This is a genomic window from Actinomadura sp. 7K507, assembly GCF_004348425.1.
Taxonomy (GTDB): domain Bacteria; phylum Actinomycetota; class Actinomycetes; order Streptosporangiales; family Streptosporangiaceae; genus Spirillospora.
Genome location: NZ_SMKK01000039.1, coordinates 1 through 16612 on the forward strand (window position 1 = coordinate 1; position 16612 = coordinate 16612).

The window sequence follows — 16612 nt, forward strand, 5'->3', positions numbered from 1 at the left end:
CCCGACGCGACAGTCGGGCCCCACGGCTGACCCGCCACCGAAAGCCAAGAGTCGGTTGGGTCGCTCCGCGACCCAACCGACCTCACGAAAAATCGAGGTTAACGCGGCCAGGATCACGTCTTGGCTGGTTGTCGGCATGGCCTCATGGTGGCTTGCCTTTCCCGTGGCTTTCGCAATGGGTCTTGCTCTCGTTGGCCGCCCCTCTGCGAACGTCTTCGAAACCTCGACCGGTGTGGCACTGCTATGGGTCGGGATCGGTGGTGCCGGGCTTGCGCCGATCATCGGCTTTGCAACGGCACTGCTGGGACGACGACGCAGGGCGAGCGCCTACTTCGCCGGGATGGGCGCGCTGACCCTCTGCTGCATCGCGTTCCTTCTCTACGCCCTTCACCAAGCATGACCGAATCGCCGCGAAGGCCGTCAACGGGGTCGAGGGCAGGCGGGGCCGGGTCGATGTCGTACTGGGCATCGTCCGCTTCGGTTCGCTGTCCGAGAACAGAGCGGGTGCCCCGGCCGGAAGGGCCGGGCACCCGCGTGTGCGTTGTACCGCGTCTGGCGGGTCAGGCTGTGAGCTGTTCGCGCAGGGTTTCGGCGTCGTGGACGGCCGACATGTGCAGGAACTTCCCGTCGCGGATCCGGTAGATGGCGTACTCGACGATCTCGATCGGCTTGCCGGTGGGAGTGACCCCGAGCCACTCCTTGGTGGGGGGCGCCGGTGTTGATCGCACGGACGGCCACGCCTGCCCAGCGCCCACCTCCTACACCGGGTCGCCGTCACTGCGGGCATGGTCTCGGCGGAACGGTGCGCCACCTTCCAGCCCCGCCGTTGCAAGGCACGCGCGAGCCGGTTCGGCAGCCGCCGCGCGGTCAACGGCCGAGGCAGCGCGACGAGTGCATCCGGGGGGATAAGTACCCGCCGCGCAGCCTCAGCCTCCTCCAGGGCTGCCCCACCCGGCGCAGGAGCGGCCCCAGCCGGTGACGGCGGGGGAGCCCACGCCACCATCACCGGGCCCTTTTCGTTTCTGGACGCCCCGCGCGCTGCTGCTCCTGCACCAGCGCGTCACGCATCGCCACAGAGAGCCGTAGCGGCTCCGTGAACCCGAGCCGTGATCTGCCGTGTCTGGGCGTGAAGTTCATCGAGTTCGGCAGTGATCTCGGCGAGTTCCGCGAGATGGAACTGGCGTTCTTCCTCGCTCAGCCCGCCGACCCGCCCTGTGCCATTGCTGTGCAGACGGCCGGAACCGACACAGCCCTGAACTCGTCCTGCACCCGCCCTATGAGCAGCCCATACCTACTGACACACTGACTGACACACTGAGCCCCATGGCTGAACTCAACGGCGTACCTGTCAGCCCGGATGAGCTCAAAGCGCTAGCTCTGGTGAACTACGGTCATTTCACCTCGATGCGCATGGAAGACCAGCGCATCAGAGGCTTTTCGCACCATCTGGAGCGACTCGTCCGAGATTGCCGCGTACTCTTCGGCCAGGAGTTGGACCGCCAGCAGGTCCGGGAGTACGTCAGACAGGCCACCGCTGGACGAGACGGCGCGTTCGTCGTCCGTGTGACGATCTACGACCCCGACCTAGAGCTAGGCCACCCCGGAGCCCAGGCCGAACCGAAGGTTCTCGTCACAACCCGCCCGTCCGGGGCATGGCCGATGTCCCCGATGCGTGTGCAATCCGTCCCCTACGTGCGAGAGTTGCCCGAACAGAAGCACGTCGGCCTGCTCGGCGCCCTATGGCATCGCCGCAACGCCCAACTCGACGGATTCGACGACTGTGTTTTCACCGACCCGGACCGGTACGTCTCCGAGGGGGCGACATGGAACATCGGCTTCTTCGACGGACAGAAAGTCGTCTGGCCTAACGCCGAAGTTCTCCACGGCGTGACCATGCGCCTACTGCACCAAGTGCACGACGCGACATCCCTTGGTCCTGTCAACCTCTCCGACCTACCGCGCATGGAAGCCGCGTTCGCGACCAACACGGCCATTGGCGTAAGAGCGATTACGGCCATTAATGAAGTGGAATTCCCGGACGCGCACCCGATTTTGGAGACTCTTCGCAAGGAATACGAAGAGATCCCCGCCGAAGCCGTCTGAGCACCGCCCCGCTACAAACGCCGACTACGCCTAGTTCGTCGCAGCGACCGACTACAAGCCCCCGCAGCACTGGGAGAACGACGACGTCCCGAAGGACTCGACACCCACCCGGTCGTGGTCGTCACGTGGCACGGCGCCCACGCGTACGCCCAGCCTCCCCAGCGCCCAGCAATGCGAGAGGGCAGCCCGAGGGGCACGAGTCGAGATCTACCCATGGGGTAACCAGCGGACCCCCGCGAAGGTCAACTCCCGAGAGGGCGGAAAGCGCAACACGACCCCCGTTTGCTGCTATGCCAGTGGCGTCAGCCCGTACGGCGTCTACGACATGTGCGGCAGCATGTGGGACTGGTGCTCGACCGAGACCGAGCCCGGCCGCCACGAGCTGAAGGGGAGCGCGTCCACGAGCCCCTTCCTCCGATGCGCGCCATCCACGTTCAACGACGCCTCAGCAGACATGCTCGACGACGACATAGGTTTCGCTGCGCAACCCCAGTCGAAACCATGCGAGCCCTGCTCAACGTGAGGTCCGCTCAGTAGGGGAGCCCCATGGCAGAAGTCAGAGTCACCTACGACCACCAGGCCGACGCCGCTTACGTCTACTTCGTCGATCCCGCCCAGGTCGACGTCAAGTCGGCGCGCACCTACACCTGCGACGAGGACAGCGTGAACGGAATGATCAACCTCGACTTCGACGGAGACGGGCGCGTCATCGGCGTCGAAATCCTCGACGCCCGCTCCAAGCTGCCGCGATACCTGCTCGACACAGCCGAGCGCCTAGACGTCTGAACGGCCGGCGACAGCGGGGGAAACCCAGGCAGGCGGACAACCGAAGCGCAGACCAGCCCGTATGTCGGTTCTCAGGGGATGTCCGGAGTAACGGTGGTGCTAACAGCAGGATCGGATGACCTTGGACGAGTGTGGACCATCCGGAGGTCGCCGCGCTGGTCAGGAGTCACGTGGGGACATGCCTGGACGGTTCTGAATTTGCATGTAATTGGATGGGTTGGCTTGATGGCACCGAGAAAATTGAGCGTCCCGATCTGGTCACCGTGCCAGACTGACGCCGTGTCCGGTCCCGAGATGAGCGAATCCGAGTATCTGCGAGAAATCGAAGCTCGTAGTCGCGCCGTGGTTAACGCGGCCATCGGCGAGGGGTGGCTTGCCTACGACGACGAGCCCGAGGAGGCGGACTCACTTCGCGGGGCCGTGAACGAGTTGGCCCGAACGCTCCGGCACTACCACTACCAGGGCGACGGCTGTCTCGATGAGAAGGCCGATCGGCCGAGGATGCGCTTGCTAGGGGTCGTCCTGCTGAGGTCGGCGGCCATGCCGTTCGGAATGGACGACGATTACGAGACGGCATGTCAGCGGCTCAACGTGGACCCGCGACCCGAGGGGTGGGCGGTCTGGAACACCTGGGGTGAGGAGGGACAACCGGTGTCGCTCGTGATGACCGACCTCGACGGGACGGAAGGGCTGCTCATCAATTGGGCACAGGGGATCTCCACCTACCCGGTTGCACCCGTTCCGAGTCAGATCGCTCAAGTGCACCAGGGTTGGCTGGCTCCGATGACGGTCTCGCCCAGGGTGCGAAGTCATCTGGGCGTAGATGGTCTGCCCCTGGGGGTGAGTCGGTGCGAGACCTTCGAGCGCTGGCCGGTGACAACCCACGCGAGTTGGATGACTGACTGGAGCTGTACAGCAGCGGATACCGGAACAGAGGCTCACATGGGCTTATGCATGCACACGTCGGCGCACAGTGTGGTTCGCGTGGGCGGTGGTGGTCTGGGTGTGCCGGTGGTTCGCATCGAGGCGGCATCTAAACTGGACGGCATCGACTGGTCGAGGGACCCAGCCCCTCAGTCCCCGCTCGGAGGACACGGGCAAACTGCCCTGTCGTGACGTCTCGCTGTACGTGCGGGAGTACCGTACGGGACGGGCGTAAGTGCTAACGCGCTTGCTAACAACGGGATCGGATGACGTTGGACGGGCGGGGAGCTTGCCGCGCTGGTCAGGGGACCTGTGGGGAGTGCCTGGACAGTCTTGATCTGGTCGGAAATCCCCACCGTGACGTGGGCAGGTGGCGGTGCCCGGCGGGTGGTGTGGCCGGGTCGCGGCGATATGGGCTGTGTGCGGGTGGTCAGGCGGTGGTGGGGACGAGGGTGACTTTCATGCCGGAGTTGAGGCGTTCGAGGTCGCGGATTTTGGTGCGGGTCTGGCGTTGGGGGTTGAGGCGGGTGTAGTAGTCGGCGCCGAGGTCGTGGAAGCGCAGGCTGGGGTCGGCGATCAGTAGGTAGGCGATTTCCAGGATGTTGCGGGCGATGGCGACCATGGCCTTGTTCCTGCCGCGGCGGCGTCGGATCCGCCGGTACCGTTCGCCCAGGAAGGTGTCTTTGGTTTTGGCGCAGGTCATCGCGGCCGTTCCGAGTGCGCCGCGTAGCCACCGGTTGCCGTTGCCGGTCCGGCCGGGTTTGGTGGTGGCGCCGGACTGGTCGGCCAGCGGTACCAGGCGGGCCCAGGCGGCGGCGTGTCCGGCGGTGGGGAACTGGGTGGTGACTGCGGTGCCCAGTTCGGCGATGATGACGTGCGCGCAGGGCAGCCCGACGCCGGTGATCTCATCGAGTCGCTGAGCCAGCGACAGGATCGGCAGGGCCAGGTCCGGGCAGGTCGGGGCGTGCGCTGTCCCGGTGACTCCGCAGCTGGTGCAGACGCCGTGGGCGTCGGGCAGCTCGGTGATCAGTGCGGTGATCTGGGTGTCGAGCTGTTCGACCTTGGCGTGCAGGGTGTCGATCAGTTCCAGCAGCATTTTGATCTCGGTGGCGTGCACGTCGCGGAACCGGCCGGTGAGCGCGGCGGCCAGTTCGGCTCGGCTCGCCCGCACTCGTGGGTGGGCCAGCTCTGCCAGTACCTTCGGCGATCGTTGTCCGGCGACCAGCGCGTTCAGGATCTGGCGGCCGCTGAGCCCGAGCATGTCCGACAGCACTGAGGAGATCTTCAGCAGTGCGTCTTCCAGCACCTTTTCGATCCGGTTGCGGTGCCGGGAGGACTCGGCGACCAGCACTGCCCGCAACCGGGTCAGCTGCCGCAGGTCCCGGATGGCGGCCGGCGGCACGAACGACCGGCGCAGCATGCCCCGCTCGTTCAGCTTGCACAGCCACACCGAATCCAGCTTGTCGGTCTTGGGGCGTCCGGGGACGTTCTTGACGTCGCGGGCATTGACCAGCCACACCTGCAGGCCGGCGGCTTCCAGCAGATAGAACCAGATCCGCCAGTAGTCCGAGGTGCTCTCCACCACGACCCGCTCGATCCCCTGGCAGCGTAGATGGTCGGCGAGCGCGACGACATCGGCGTATCGGGCCGGCGCCGTCCACACCTTCTGCACCTTGCGGCCGGACCGGCTCTCGTGCGGCACCCGGGTGCACACCACCCCGGAATCCTTGGCCACATCGACCGCCGCGACCCGAGCCAGCAACTCGGTCGGCTCCTCCACCTGCTCGGCCTCGCTCACCGCAGCAGACCTCACCTTGGCCACCGGCCCGCACACCCCTTCAGGAACGTTCAGCGACAGGGCGGGGCCAGGCCGGGGAACAGGCAGGGACCGACGAATCTGGTCGGCGTGCTCGCAGCAACAGGATGCAACCCTCGTACCGCTCCCGGCTCCAGACTTGCTAACGCGCTGTGAACGCAAGATCAGACGGGCTCACAACCCGGCCCCGGCCGAAGATCATTTCACGCCGTCGCGGCGTCCCTCAGGTTCCGGGTGACTTGCTACGGATCAGCAGGTCACCGGCGGGAGGGGTTGCCGTAGAGGGAGACTCTGTCGTCGCGTTCGAAAGTGTGTCGTTGTCCGAGGAACATGGTGCTCTGAGGCGCTTCGTGGGCGATGCTGACTGTCCAGTCGCAGTACGTCCAGGACATTGAATAGCCAGAGAATCGGAAGTTGGCCCGGTACCGTGCGCTTTGGCCAGGTGCCAGGGTTCCCAGGTGGACCACCCGTCTGGTCACAGGGTAGGAGGCCCAGACCGGGCGGCGCTCAATGCGGATTGCGCCGCTCGGTTCGCGCTTCAGGCCTAGCCAGGCCACCCCAGAGAGGTTGCTGTGGGTACGGAGTTCTTCGGACGGGACATACCCATCGGCCTCCCGCATCCAGACCTCGTGCACGAGTACTTCCCCGCTGCCGTCACTGTCCGGGAGCGGGAATGCCTTGGGGAGCCGGCCGCGCACGGTCGCCTCAGCCGCGCCTCTGCCACGTCCGGTCCAGACGATGCGAACCCGTTGGATGACCAACACGACACCGATCATGCCCCAGTTGACGCCAAGCGCGCCCCGGCGAGAGTACAGGTCGGCGGGTGGGGCAGCGTGCAAATGGACATGGTGATCAAGGGGCGGTCACGGTCACTCCCGGGTGGACGTCGACGGAACCGGTCGTGACAGTCCGGCGCGTCAGGTGGCTCTGGCTCAGGGGGGCGCGGTGCGGGTGTTCTCGTGGTCCTGGAGTACGCGGCGCAGGACCTTGCCGGAGTGGTTGAACGGCAGGTCGTCTACGAACTCCCAGGTGCGTGGGACCTTGAACCCGGCGAGCGACGCTCGGCACCAGGCCTCCAGCTCGTCTGCGTCCGCCTGAGTGCCCTCGCGCAGCAGCACGTACGCCTTGGGCACCTCACCCCAGGTCGGGTGCGTGATCCGGACGATGCACGCGGCCTGGATCCCTGGGTGCTGGCCGAGTACACGCTCGATCTCGGCCATCGAGACGTTCTCGCCGCCGGACTTGATCACTTCCTTGGCCCGGCCGTGGTAGCCGAGGTACCCGTCGGAGTCGAGCGAACCGAGGTCGCCCGTGTCGAACCATCGTGCCGGGTCCGGTCGCACGGGCTCCAGCGTGCCCCAGTATCCGGGACTGAGTTTGGGACCGCGTGCCTGGACGAAGCCGGTCGTGCCGGCGGGTACCGGTTGCCCCTGCTCATCGACGATTCTGAGCTCGACGTTTCGCACGGCCCGGCCGGTGCGGCCGGCCTTCTCGACCATGTGCGCCTCGTCCAGCAAGGTCAGCGGGCCGGTGGCCTCGGTCATCGCGAAGACTTCGATCAGGCGTTTGCCCGGGAGCATTTCGGTGAACCTGCGCATCAGGGCGGGAGTGACGGCACCGGTGATGATCCAGCGCAATGCTCGCAGGTCCCGGTCGGGTGAGGCGGATAGAACCTCGTCGTAGAGCGGGGGAAGCAGGACGGTCAAGGTGATGCGCTCGCGCTCCAGAACGTCCAGCACCGTACCGGCGTCCCCTCCGTCAAGGAGGACGCAGGTGACGCCGGCGGAGAGAGCGGCGAACACTCCTGGCGCCTCCAGGCCGGACACGTGGAACATGGGGTAGGAGACGAGTAGCCGGTCGCCGGGGCGCAGGTCCGCGTCGGCCGCCATCGCGCGATGGTTCCATGCGCTGCAGCCGTGGGTGTGCAGCGCGCCTTTAGGGCGGCTGGTGGTGCCCGACGTGTAGAGGATGCGGTGGGGATCGTCGAGTTCGACATCGGCGTAGGGGAGCGGGGCTGCGGTGATGGCGGCGGCGCGCGCCGCCAGTGAGTCCCGGCCGGGCGGGGCGTGCAGGTCGAGCGCCGCCGGGGCGCCGGCCGCCCGGGCCGCGCCGGTGCCGGCGAGTTCCGAGTGCTCGGCGTCGATCAGCAGCAGGGCCGGGGTGACGTCGTCGAGTGCGTAGGCGATCTCGTCGGCGGCCCAGCGGACGTTCAGCGGGACGGCGATCGCGCCGAGCTTGGCGAGGGCGAACATGGCGATCACGTAGTGGTCGGAAGTGCCGGCCAGCAGGGCGGCGCGGTCACCGCGGCGGATCCCGGCCTGGCTCAGCGCATGCGCGGTGCGGTCCACGCAGCGTTCCAACTCGGCGAACGTGTACCGGCGGTCCTCGAATACCAGAGCCTCCTGGTCGGGACGAGGACCGAGGTGGTCGTGCAGCATGCGGGCGACGTTGGCGTAGTTCACATTGCGGACATTACAAACCAACTGGTCGGAATACAATGGCTGGCTGCTGTGTCTGAACCGTTGAAGGTGCAGGTCCAGAGGCTTTCGCGCCGATAAGGTTGGCTGCTTGTAGTCGAGGGTCGCCAAGGTGATAGATTCCTACTAGTCGGTATGAAAGGATGGCGGTAATGGATCATGGGAGAGCCGCCGGTGTGGACGCCGAACCGCCGTTCACCGATCTCAACCACGTCCTGACCACCACCCGTGCGGTCAGGCTCCGTCTCGACTACGACAGGCCCGTGCCCATCGAGGTGATCGGCGAGTGCCTCCAACTCGCTCTCCAGGCACCCACGGGAGGGGATGCGGAGGACTGGCGCTGGGTCGTGGTCAGCGACGCCGAACGCAAGGCGCGGCTCGCGGAGCACTACCTGGCGGCCTACGAGGAGTACATTCTCAAGCCGCTCCACAGCGCTGAAGGGACAGGGAGCCGCGAGGTCAAAGGCCGACTCGGCGGAGTCGGCGCGGACGGGCAGGTCGGCGACCGCATCAGGCGCGTCCTCCGCGGGGCCGACCACCTCGCCCGCACGATCGGCCGCGCGCCTCACCTCGTCATACCGTGCGCTACACGCCCGGATCCCGCCAAGGGCGGTCCAGGCACCACCTCGGCGCTCTACGGCTCGATATATCCGGCCGTCTGGCAGTTCAACCTGGCGCTGCGCGCCCGCGGACTCGGAACGGTGATCACCACACCGCACCTGTACCGCGCACGGCAGACGGCCGAGATCCTCGGGATCCCCGACGATGCCCTCCAGATCACCATGCTTCCGGTCGCCTACACGAAGGGCGCAGCTTTCAAGGTCGCGGAGCGCAAGCCCGTGAACCAGGTCGCCTATCTCGACCGGTGGGGACAACCGTTCCCTTATGAAGACAAGCCGTTCGGCCAGGCGGGCCCTGCGTGAGCGTCCGATGAGTTCCGTCGTCATCGAGCGCCGCGGGCCGGCGCTCTGGGCCCGTATCAATCGTCCCGAAGCCGGTAACGCCTGCGGCTCAGAGGTCGTGGCGATGCTCGAAGAGTGGCTCGACCGGGCCGCCGAGCCCGGGATCCGCGTCCTCGGCCTCACCGGCACGGGCAGGAGCTTCTGCGCCGGCGCCGATCTGGCCGAAGGCAGGAGCCTTCTCGGGGATCCGTCCGGGCTGCGGGCGTTCCTCAGCCGTGGGCGCGCTCTCGTCCAGCGGCTTCGAGCGGCGGAGTTGCCCACCATCGCCGCCGTCAACGGAGCTGCGTACGGGGGTGGGCTCGAACTCCTCCTTGCCTGCGACATCGCCATCGCCGCGCAGGCCGCGCGCATCGGCGACCGCCACGTGGCGGTAGGCCAGGTTCCCGGATGGGGGTCCAGCGTCATGCTGCCCTTGGCCGTGGGCCCGGTCCTGGCTCGCAGACTTCTGATCACCGGTGAGACCTGGTCCGCCGGCGAAGCCGCACGCCGTGGCCTCATCAGCGAGGTGGTGCCCGGTTCGCGGCTCGATGACCGCGCCGCCGAGATCGCGGGGGACATCGCGGCTCTCGACGCGTCCGCGGTCGCCCGGATACTGAAGGTCGCCCGGCCCCGCGGCGACGAAACGGCCTGGGCGCGCGAGGACGCCGTGCTCCAGGAACACATCGGCGAGCAGATCGCCGGTCACGACGCTCAGTGAATGCGCTGAAGCGCCGCAGCTCATAGAGTTACATTGCGACCAGTCGGAATGGAGTACCTACCATGCGGACACCCCGGCGAACCAGCGTTCGCGAGCCTCGCGAGCTGCTCGATCTGGTCGGCGAGGAGCTCGGGGCCAGCGAGGCACGGGTGGTGACGCAGGAAGAGGTCGACAGGTTCGCCGACGTCACCAAGGACCACCAGTGGATCCACGTCGATGTCGAGCGGGCCAAGACCGGCCCGTTCGGCGGTACGATCGTCCACGGCTTCTTGACTCTCGCGCTGGTTCCCCGGCTCCTGGAGGACGTGCTCGCGGTCGAAGACTTCTCGATGGGGATCAACTACGGACTCGACCGGGTGCGCTTTGTCAAGCCGCTACCGCCGGGTACCGAGATTCAGGGCGTGGCCACGCTCGCCTCGGCCGAGCGGATCCCCGCGGAGAACGGGCTCGAAGGAGTGCAGGCGAAGGCGTCCGTGGTCGTGGAGTTCGCGCACGACGGCACCACCTGCTGCGTGGCAGAGATCCTTTTCCGCTACTACCCGTGACCAGCACCACAGGGAGCGCGATGGCAGAGCAAGCCGCGGAACCGGCGCTGGAAGAGGGGCCGGACGCGGGCGAGAAGGGGGCGGCCTCCAGGGCTGACGAGGCCGGCTGGCGCTGGTCCGACGGCTATGATCCGCAGCGGACCCGCCGGGAGATCGTCGACAGCGCGCTCGACCTGTTCGAGCGGGAGGGCTTCGACCGCACCACGCTCAAGCAGATCGTCGTAGGCGCCAACCTCACCAAGGGCGCGTTCTACCACCATTTCCAGAGCAAGGAGGACCTGCTCTGGCACATCCAGAGCGAGTACCTCGACACCCAGATCGAGTCGGCTCGCGAGATCCTCGACGAGGACTCCGATCCCGTCGAGCAGCTGCGCGCTCTCATCGGGCTCAGCCTCTCCGGCGTCGCCACCTACCGGGCCCACGTCGCGATCTTCAACCAGGAGCGGCGACACCTCACCGGCGACCGGCTCCGGTCGGTCACCGAGAAGCGGGACCTGCTGGAGACCATGTTCCGCCAGGCCGTCCAGCGCGGCATCGACGCGGGCGCGTTCCGCAGGGAGATGAGCGGCCGCATCATCACCTTCGGCATCGTCGGCATGTGCGCCTCGGCCTTCCAGTGGTTCAATCCCAACGGCAGCCTCGGGATCGACGAGGTCGCGAACCAGTTCTGCGATCTGATCCTCATGGGGCTCCTCACCGAGTGAGGCGGGCACGGTGCCCCTGCGCACGGCACCGCCGACCGCTTCCCCCGTCTGGGCGTCACTCCGCCGTGGTGGCCGGTGTGGTGAAGCGCCCCTGGTAGAACGACAGTGCAGGGGTGTCGGACGGCTTCAGGTGCACGTGGTCCACCGCCACCAGGATGATCGCGTGGTCGCCGCTCGTGATGATCTCCCCGGGATGTCCGGCGAGGACGGCCGGGGTCTCGGGCAGCAGCGGGACGCCGTCGGGACCGGGCGTCCAGCCGACGCCCTCCAGCCTCCTCTCACCTGTCAGGCCCGACGTCGCGAACCGCCGGGCGACATCCTCCTGGTCACGGCTCAGAATGTGGATCGCGATGCGCTCTGCGTCCATCAAGGTCGGAAAGCTCGATGACGAGTTCGCGAGGCAGAACAGCACCTTCGCGGGGTCGAGCGAGACAGAGGTGAAGGAGTTCACCGTGAGCGCCGCCAGCCTCCCGCCGGGGGCCACCGCGGTCACCGCCGTCACGCCGGTGGGGAAATGGCCGCACACACGGCGGAACTGGTCGGAGTCGAACAACGGTTCGGTCATCATCGGTTCACCGCCGAGGGAGACGAGACATGGTCGGGTCGCAGCCCGTCTTGGAGCTGGATGAGGCAGACCGTGTGCCCACCGGGGTCCTTCACCAGGTGCAGGGGACCGTTCGGACTGTCGATCGGCCCGATGGTCGGGGTCCCGCCGAGTTCGGCTGTCCGGGCGACCGCCGCGTCCAGGGCGGTGACGCCGAAGTACGTGATCCATTTCGACGGGACGAGGTTCGGCCAGGCGTTGTCCATTTCCAGCACGCCCGCCACGGGAACGTCGTCGAGGGTCAGGACGCTGTAGGGGCGTCCGGTCGGTGAATCGCTGCGCGACTCGGTGCCGTAGCCGAACAGCGATCGGTAGTACGACACGGACTTGTGGGGCTCTCCCGTGTCCAGCTCGTTCCAGCAGAGTGCTCCGGGGAGGTTGGTCAGCTGAACGCCGGCGCGGGCTTCTCCCTGGTAGAGGCCGAAGGCGGCGCCGAACGGGTCTATCGCCGTCGCGCCGGTCCCCGCCGCCGGAAGGTGCCGCGGCGCCGTCACCAGTTCACCGCCCAGGGCGACGGCCTCGCGCGCCACCCCGTCGATGTCGTCGACGGCGAAGTAGGTGAGCCAGCCGCGCGGTCGTCCGCCGTGCAGTGCGTCGTCGGAGATCCCGGCGACGTCGCGCCCGTCGATGCTGCACATCCGGTATGTGGAGTCGCCGATTCGCTCGTGCCGCACCGACCAGCCGAGCAGCGCGCCGTAGAACTCCTCCGCCGCCTCGGGGGCGGGGGTGCACAGTTCCACCCAGACCGCTTCTCCCGGTCGGAACACGTGATCGTTCACGATCCGCCTCCCTTTCGTCCGGCTCTGACGATGGTTCGCGCGGACGTCTCGTACGCGCGGTCGGGGAGGCCGGTGTCCAGGCTCGACTCGACGACCTGGACGATCGAGCGGAGCGTGTCGCCCGGCACCGCCAGAAGTTCGCCGATCACCTCGTCGACGGCCGCGTCGAGATCCGCGGTGTCTTCGACGACCCGGGATACCAGCCCCCACGAGTGCAGTTCCCGGCCGCTTGCCGTCGTGAGCCCGGCCAGCAGCGCGTAGGCATGCGCGCGCGGCAGGGCCTGGGTCACGATGTGGCCGACGCCGGCCGGTGCGAATCCGAACCTGGCCTCGGGCAGGGACAGCCGGGTCTCCGCGGCGGCCACGGGAAGGTGCACGGCGCTCAGCAGGCCGGCGCCGAACCCGATCACCCGGCCGCGGACGCCCGCCACCACCGGTACGGGCAGTCTCCTGATCCGGTCGACCAGTGCGTCGCCGTCACGGAGGCGGTCGGCCACGGCCTCTTCGGGCTCGTCCGACAGGTCCGCGAACGATGCGGTGTCCCAGCCGCCGCAGAAGTGCCTCCCGGCCATCTCCAAGCGGATCACGGCGTGGGACGTGTCCTCCGCCGCGGCCTCCAGTGCCTCGGTCAGCTCCTGCAGCAGTGGGGTGTCGAAGCAGTTCCCACGCGCGGAGTTGTCGAACCTCACCCTGGCGACGCGCCCCTCGTGCTCGTTCGTCACTGTGATCGGCATGGACAAATCATACATGCCGGTCGGTATGAAATGCTGCTCTTCCAGAGCGCTTTGGGTGCTTGCTGGCCCGGAGCCACCTGGACGGACTCATTGACTTGATACCGGCTGGTCGGTACTTTGTGGCGAGTGTCACGGGTCACTGGCCGGTTGACACCTACTGTCACTTCGACGCTGCGGGCAGTCCGAGCGGTGGAGGATCCAAATGATCAGAAGAGGCTTGACCGTCTGGCGTCTGGCGGCCGTCGCCGTCGGGGCCGCGGTGGCGATCACCGCCGCCGGTTGCGGAGGGGACCCGGGCACCGGTGCGTCAGGCACCAAGATCCGAACGCTGCTCAATGCCCAGCCGGCCACGCTCGACCCGATCGCCGGCCCCCGCTCGGCGCAGGTCGTCTGGGGCACCATGGTCGAGCCGCTCGTCAACACCGACGCGAAGCTCGACCCCGACCGCACCGGCATCATCACCGACTGGAAGCGGTCGTCCCCCACCGAGTGGACCTTCACGATGCGCTCGGGCCTGAAGTTCAGCAACGGTGAGGCGGCGGACGCCTCCGCGGTCGTCAACACGATCGAGCTCACGCGGGACTCGGATACCTCGATCCTCAAGACGTACTTCGCGAACGTCGAGTCCGCTGAGGCCCCGGACGCCACCACGGTCGTGGTGAAGACCAAGCGTCCGCAGTACAACCTGCCGAACCTGCTCACCACCGTGTACCTCGTCCCGCCGAAGTACTACAAGGAGAAGGGCCCCGAGGGCTTCTCCGCCGCGCCCGTCGGCACCGGGCCGTACCTGTTCGAGGGCGCCAAGCCCGGCCGCGAGATCTCGGTCAAGGCGAACCCGGACTACTGGGGCGAGAAGCCGAGCAACACCGGTGTGACCTTCACCTGGGCGACCGAGGCCTCCCAGCGTCTCGCGCTGCTGCAGAGTGAGAGCGTCGACGTCGCGCTGGACCTGCCGCCCTCTCAGGCCGATCAGGCGAAGAAGGCCGGGCATGAGGTCGTCAGCACCGAGTCCGCCCTGAAGATCACCGCGTTCCTCGATTCGACGAGGCCGCCCTTCGACAAGCCCGAGCTGCGTGAGGCCGCCGCGCTCGCGATCAACCGCGACGAGATCGTCCAGGGCATCTTCGACGGCAAGGCCGTCGCCGACGGCGGTCTGCTCAACGTGAAGCCGGGAACCCAGCCCGTGGCCAAGGTCAGCGCCGACCCGGCCAAGGCCAAGCAGCTCGTGGGGTCGTCCGCCCCGCCCGTCAACGTCACCTACCCGGCCGCTCAGTACACCAACATGGAGGAGGTCGCCCAGGCCATCGGCGCGAGCCTCCAGAAGGCCGGATTCAAGGTGAAGTTCCGGCCGACCGACTACGGAACGCTGACCAAGGAGGTCGCCGGCCGCCAGGTCGACGGCCTGTACATGTTCGGCGCGGTCCCGAACGCGGCCGTGCCCGACTTCTACGCGAGCGGATTCATGAAGAAGGAGTCGATCACCGCCAACTGCCCGGACCCGAAGATCGAGGAACTGGTCGGCGAGGCGCTGGAGCAGGACGACACCGATGGGGCGCAGAAGATCTACGACGAGCTCAACACTCTCGGAGTCGTCGAGAAGCACTGCTACGTCCCCCTGTACAAGCAGATCTACAACTACGGTCTCGGCGACGGCGTGGAGGGTGTCCAGTACGGGGCGCTGAACAACTTCGACTTCACGAACGCGACTCGCTGACGATGTCCGAGACGCTGGAAGAGGTCCCGGCCGACGAAGGCCGGGGCCTCCCCGACCCAGAGAACGCGCCGGTCCTGGTCGTCGACGGGCTCGTGGTCGAGCACCACAACCGCACCACGGGTGAGGTCTTCCGGGCCGTCGACGGGGTCTCCCTGCGCATCGGCGCGGGTGAGAGCGCCGCCGTCGTCGGCGAGTCCGGATCCGGCAAGACCACGCTCGCGATGGCCGCGACGGGGCTCGGGCCCCGCAGCGGCGGCGACATCGAGCTCCTGGGGCATTCGCTGGCATCGCTCAGCCGGCGCCGGCTCCGGGAGCTGCGCCCCGAGGTCCAGATCGTGTTCCAGGATCCGCACGGGTCGCTGGACTCGCGCCAGTCCGTGCGCTCGGGGCTCCGGGAGCTTCGCGGGCTCCAGCGGAAGCGCACCTCGTGGATCGACGACGCCGGGCTCCTCGAAAGCGTCCGGCTCTCCCCGGACCTGCTCGACCGCTATCCGCACCAGCTCAGCGGCGGTCAGGCACAGCGGGTCTGTATCGCGCGCGCCCTGCTCATGCGTCCCCGGCTCATCGTCGCCGACGAACCCACGTCCGGGCTGGACGTCTCCGTCCAGGCCGACGTGCTCGGACTCCTCCGGGAGGTACGGGAGACGACCGGAGCCGCCCTGCTCATGATCAGCCATGACCTCGCGGTCGTCCGGTCCGTCTGCGAGACCGTGCACGTCATGCGGCACGGACGGGTCGTGGAGGGCGGTCCCTGCGAGACCGTCTTCACCCGCCCCGCCGACGACTACACGCGCGAGCTCCTCGCCGCGATGCCCGGAGCACGATGGAGGGCCCGCCGATGAAGACCGCTCGTCTCCGGCGTGTCGCCGTCCGCGTCGCGACCCTCTTCGCGTCACTGTTCATCGCCCTGACGATGGCGTTCGCGCTCGGCCGTCTCTCCGGAGACCCGACGGCGAACATCCTCGGGCCCACGGCCCCGCCCGAGCAGCGCGAAGCGCTCCGGCAGCAGCTCGGCCTCGACCGGCCGCTGATCACGCAGTACCTCGACTACATCACGGGCATCGTCACCGGGGATCTGGGCGAGTCGCTGCAGTTCTACCAGGCCAACACCACACTGATCTTCGACCGGCTGCCCTTCACGCTCCAGCTGGTCGGGGCCGGCATGGCGATCGCGGTCCTGATCGGCGTCCCGCTGGGCGTCCTCGCGGCGACCCGCGAGGGCACCTGGTGGGACCGGGCGGCGTCCACCGTCGCGCTTCTCGGCCAGTCCGTCCCGGTCTTCTGGCTCGGCATGATGCTCGTCGTGCTGTTCGCCGTGAAGCTGGGATGGCTTCCCGCCGGCCAGTCCGGGACGCCGCGTCACCTCATCCTGCCGAGCTTGACGATGTCGCTCTATCCGATGGCGCATATCGCGCGGCTGACACGGGCGTCCATGAGCGAGGCGCTCGCCGAGCCGTTCATCGACTCCGCCCGCGCACGCGGGCTCAGCCGCCCGCGCGTCGTGTGGCGGCACGCGTTCAAGAACGCGCTGATGCCGGTGCTGACCATCGTCGTTCTGCAGACCGGCATCCTGCTGTCCGGTGCCGTCGCGATCGAGTACGTCTTCTCGTGGCCGGGTCTCGGGCAGCTCGCCCTCCAGGCGGTCCAGTTCCGTGACTTCCCGCTGGTCCAGGCCATCGTCGTCTTCGGTGCCGTCGCGTTCGTCCTGTTGAACCTGCTTGTCGACGTGATCCACTCCGTCGTCGACCCGAGGGTGAGGTGAGACCG

At 67.7% G+C, this 16612-nt stretch carries 18 protein-coding genes; 12 read left to right on the forward strand and 6 right to left on the reverse strand.

Annotated features, from left to right (window positions below; all coding sequences use genetic code 11):
- On the forward strand, window positions 1–400 hold a 400-nt coding region (locus tag E1285_RS46550; RefSeq protein ID WP_207946542.1), incomplete at its 5' end, for a hypothetical protein.
- Window positions 401–560: 160 nt separating this feature from the next.
- Here the strand turns inward: E1285_RS46550 and E1285_RS45495 are convergent.
- Entirely contained in the window at window positions 561–728 is a 168-nt protein-coding gene (locus tag E1285_RS45495) for a hypothetical protein (protein ID WP_207946543.1), read from the reverse strand.
- Window positions 729–1126: 398 nt separating this feature from the next.
- Here E1285_RS45495 and E1285_RS11605 point away from each other — a divergent pair, with 398 nt between their 5' ends.
- The 4 genes from E1285_RS11605 to E1285_RS11625 all read left to right on the forward strand — a co-directional run bounded on the left by E1285_RS11605 (window position 1127) and on the right by E1285_RS11625 (window position 4005).
- Window positions 1127–1306 (forward strand): hypothetical protein, encoded by a 180-nt coding sequence (locus tag E1285_RS11605; protein WP_132151040.1) that lies wholly within the window; start codon window positions 1127–1129, stop codon window positions 1304–1306.
- A 17-nt stretch (window positions 1307–1323) separates the two neighbouring features.
- A complete protein-coding gene (locus tag E1285_RS11610; RefSeq protein ID WP_132151042.1) occupies window positions 1324–2103 on the forward strand; it encodes an aminotransferase class IV family protein in 780 nt (259 codons plus the stop codon).
- Between the two features lie 546 nt (window positions 2104–2649).
- Window positions 2650–2889 (forward strand): DUF2283 domain-containing protein, encoded by a 240-nt coding sequence (locus E1285_RS11620; RefSeq protein ID WP_132151044.1) that lies wholly within the window; start codon window positions 2650–2652, stop codon window positions 2887–2889.
- Window positions 2890–3183: 294 nt separating this feature from the next.
- The gene (locus E1285_RS11625; RefSeq protein WP_132151046.1) at window positions 3184–4005 is read left to right on the forward strand and encodes a hypothetical protein; all 822 of its coding nucleotides are present in this window, start codon (window positions 3184–3186) and stop codon (window positions 4003–4005) included.
- 238 nt (window positions 4006–4243) lie between these two features.
- Here E1285_RS11625 and E1285_RS11630 read toward each other — a convergent pair whose 3' ends face one another.
- A complete protein-coding gene (locus tag E1285_RS11630) occupies window positions 4244–5611 on the reverse strand; it encodes an IS110 family transposase (protein WP_132151048.1) in 1368 nt (455 codons plus the stop codon).
- A gap of 950 nt (window positions 5612–6561) precedes the next feature.
- Entirely contained in the window at window positions 6562–8091 is a 1530-nt protein-coding gene (locus E1285_RS11635; RefSeq protein ID WP_132151050.1) for an AMP-binding protein, read from the reverse strand.
- Between the two features lie 167 nt (window positions 8092–8258).
- Between E1285_RS11635 and E1285_RS11640 the strand changes: the two genes are divergently transcribed.
- From E1285_RS11640 to E1285_RS11655, 4 genes are all read left to right on the forward strand, one after another.
- Window positions 8259–9029, forward strand: a complete 771-nt coding sequence (locus tag E1285_RS11640) for a nitroreductase family protein (RefSeq protein ID WP_132151052.1) — start codon at window positions 8259–8261, stop codon at window positions 9027–9029.
- A gap of 7 nt (window positions 9030–9036) precedes the next feature.
- Window positions 9037–9765 (forward strand): enoyl-CoA hydratase/isomerase family protein, encoded by a 729-nt coding sequence (locus E1285_RS11645; RefSeq protein ID WP_165966560.1) that lies wholly within the window; start codon window positions 9037–9039, stop codon window positions 9763–9765.
- Window positions 9766–9827: 62 nt separating this feature from the next.
- Window positions 9828–10310, forward strand: a complete 483-nt coding sequence (locus E1285_RS11650) for a MaoC family dehydratase (protein ID WP_132151056.1) — start codon at window positions 9828–9830, stop codon at window positions 10308–10310.
- 20 nt (window positions 10311–10330) lie between these two features.
- Complete coding sequence (locus E1285_RS11655) at window positions 10331–11014, forward strand: TetR/AcrR family transcriptional regulator (RefSeq protein WP_132151058.1); 684 nt, start codon at window positions 10331–10333, stop codon at window positions 11012–11014.
- A 55-nt stretch (window positions 11015–11069) separates the two neighbouring features.
- Here E1285_RS11655 and E1285_RS11660 read toward each other — a convergent pair whose 3' ends face one another.
- The 3 genes from E1285_RS11660 to E1285_RS11665 are packed head-to-tail and all read right to left on the reverse strand — an operon-like array spanning window position 11070 to window position 13131.
- Complete coding sequence (locus E1285_RS11660; RefSeq protein ID WP_165966561.1) at window positions 11070–11582, reverse strand: flavin reductase family protein; 513 nt, start codon at window positions 11580–11582, stop codon at window positions 11070–11072.
- The gene (locus E1285_RS45500; protein WP_165966562.1) at window positions 11579–12397 is read right to left on the reverse strand and encodes a VOC family protein; all 819 of its coding nucleotides are present in this window, start codon (window positions 12395–12397) and stop codon (window positions 11579–11581) included. Before E1285_RS45500 ends, E1285_RS11660 begins: the two co-directional genes overlap by 4 nt.
- Window positions 12394–13131: an enoyl-CoA hydratase/isomerase family protein gene (locus E1285_RS11665; RefSeq protein WP_165966563.1), complete on the reverse strand. Its 738-nt coding sequence runs from the start codon at window positions 13129–13131 to the stop codon at window positions 12394–12396. The genes E1285_RS45500 and E1285_RS11665 overlap by 4 nt, the downstream gene beginning before the upstream one ends.
- A gap of 217 nt (window positions 13132–13348) precedes the next feature.
- Here E1285_RS11665 and E1285_RS11670 point away from each other — a divergent pair, with 217 nt between their 5' ends.
- The 3 genes from E1285_RS11670 to E1285_RS11680 are packed head-to-tail and all read left to right on the forward strand — an operon-like array spanning window position 13349 to window position 16607.
- Window positions 13349–14845, forward strand: a complete 1497-nt coding sequence (locus E1285_RS11670) for an ABC transporter substrate-binding protein (RefSeq protein WP_165966564.1) — start codon at window positions 13349–13351, stop codon at window positions 14843–14845.
- Between the two features lie 2 nt (window positions 14846–14847).
- Window positions 14848–15687 carry an ATP-binding cassette domain-containing protein gene (locus E1285_RS11675; RefSeq protein ID WP_132151066.1) on the forward strand — a complete coding sequence of 280 codons (840 nt, stop codon included), beginning with the start codon at window positions 14848–14850 and terminating at the stop codon, window positions 15685–15687.
- Window positions 15684–16607: an ABC transporter permease gene (locus tag E1285_RS11680; RefSeq protein ID WP_165966565.1), complete on the forward strand. Its 924-nt coding sequence runs from the start codon at window positions 15684–15686 to the stop codon at window positions 16605–16607. Before E1285_RS11675 ends, E1285_RS11680 begins: the two co-directional genes overlap by 4 nt.
- Window positions 16608–16612 lie beyond the last annotated feature (5 nt).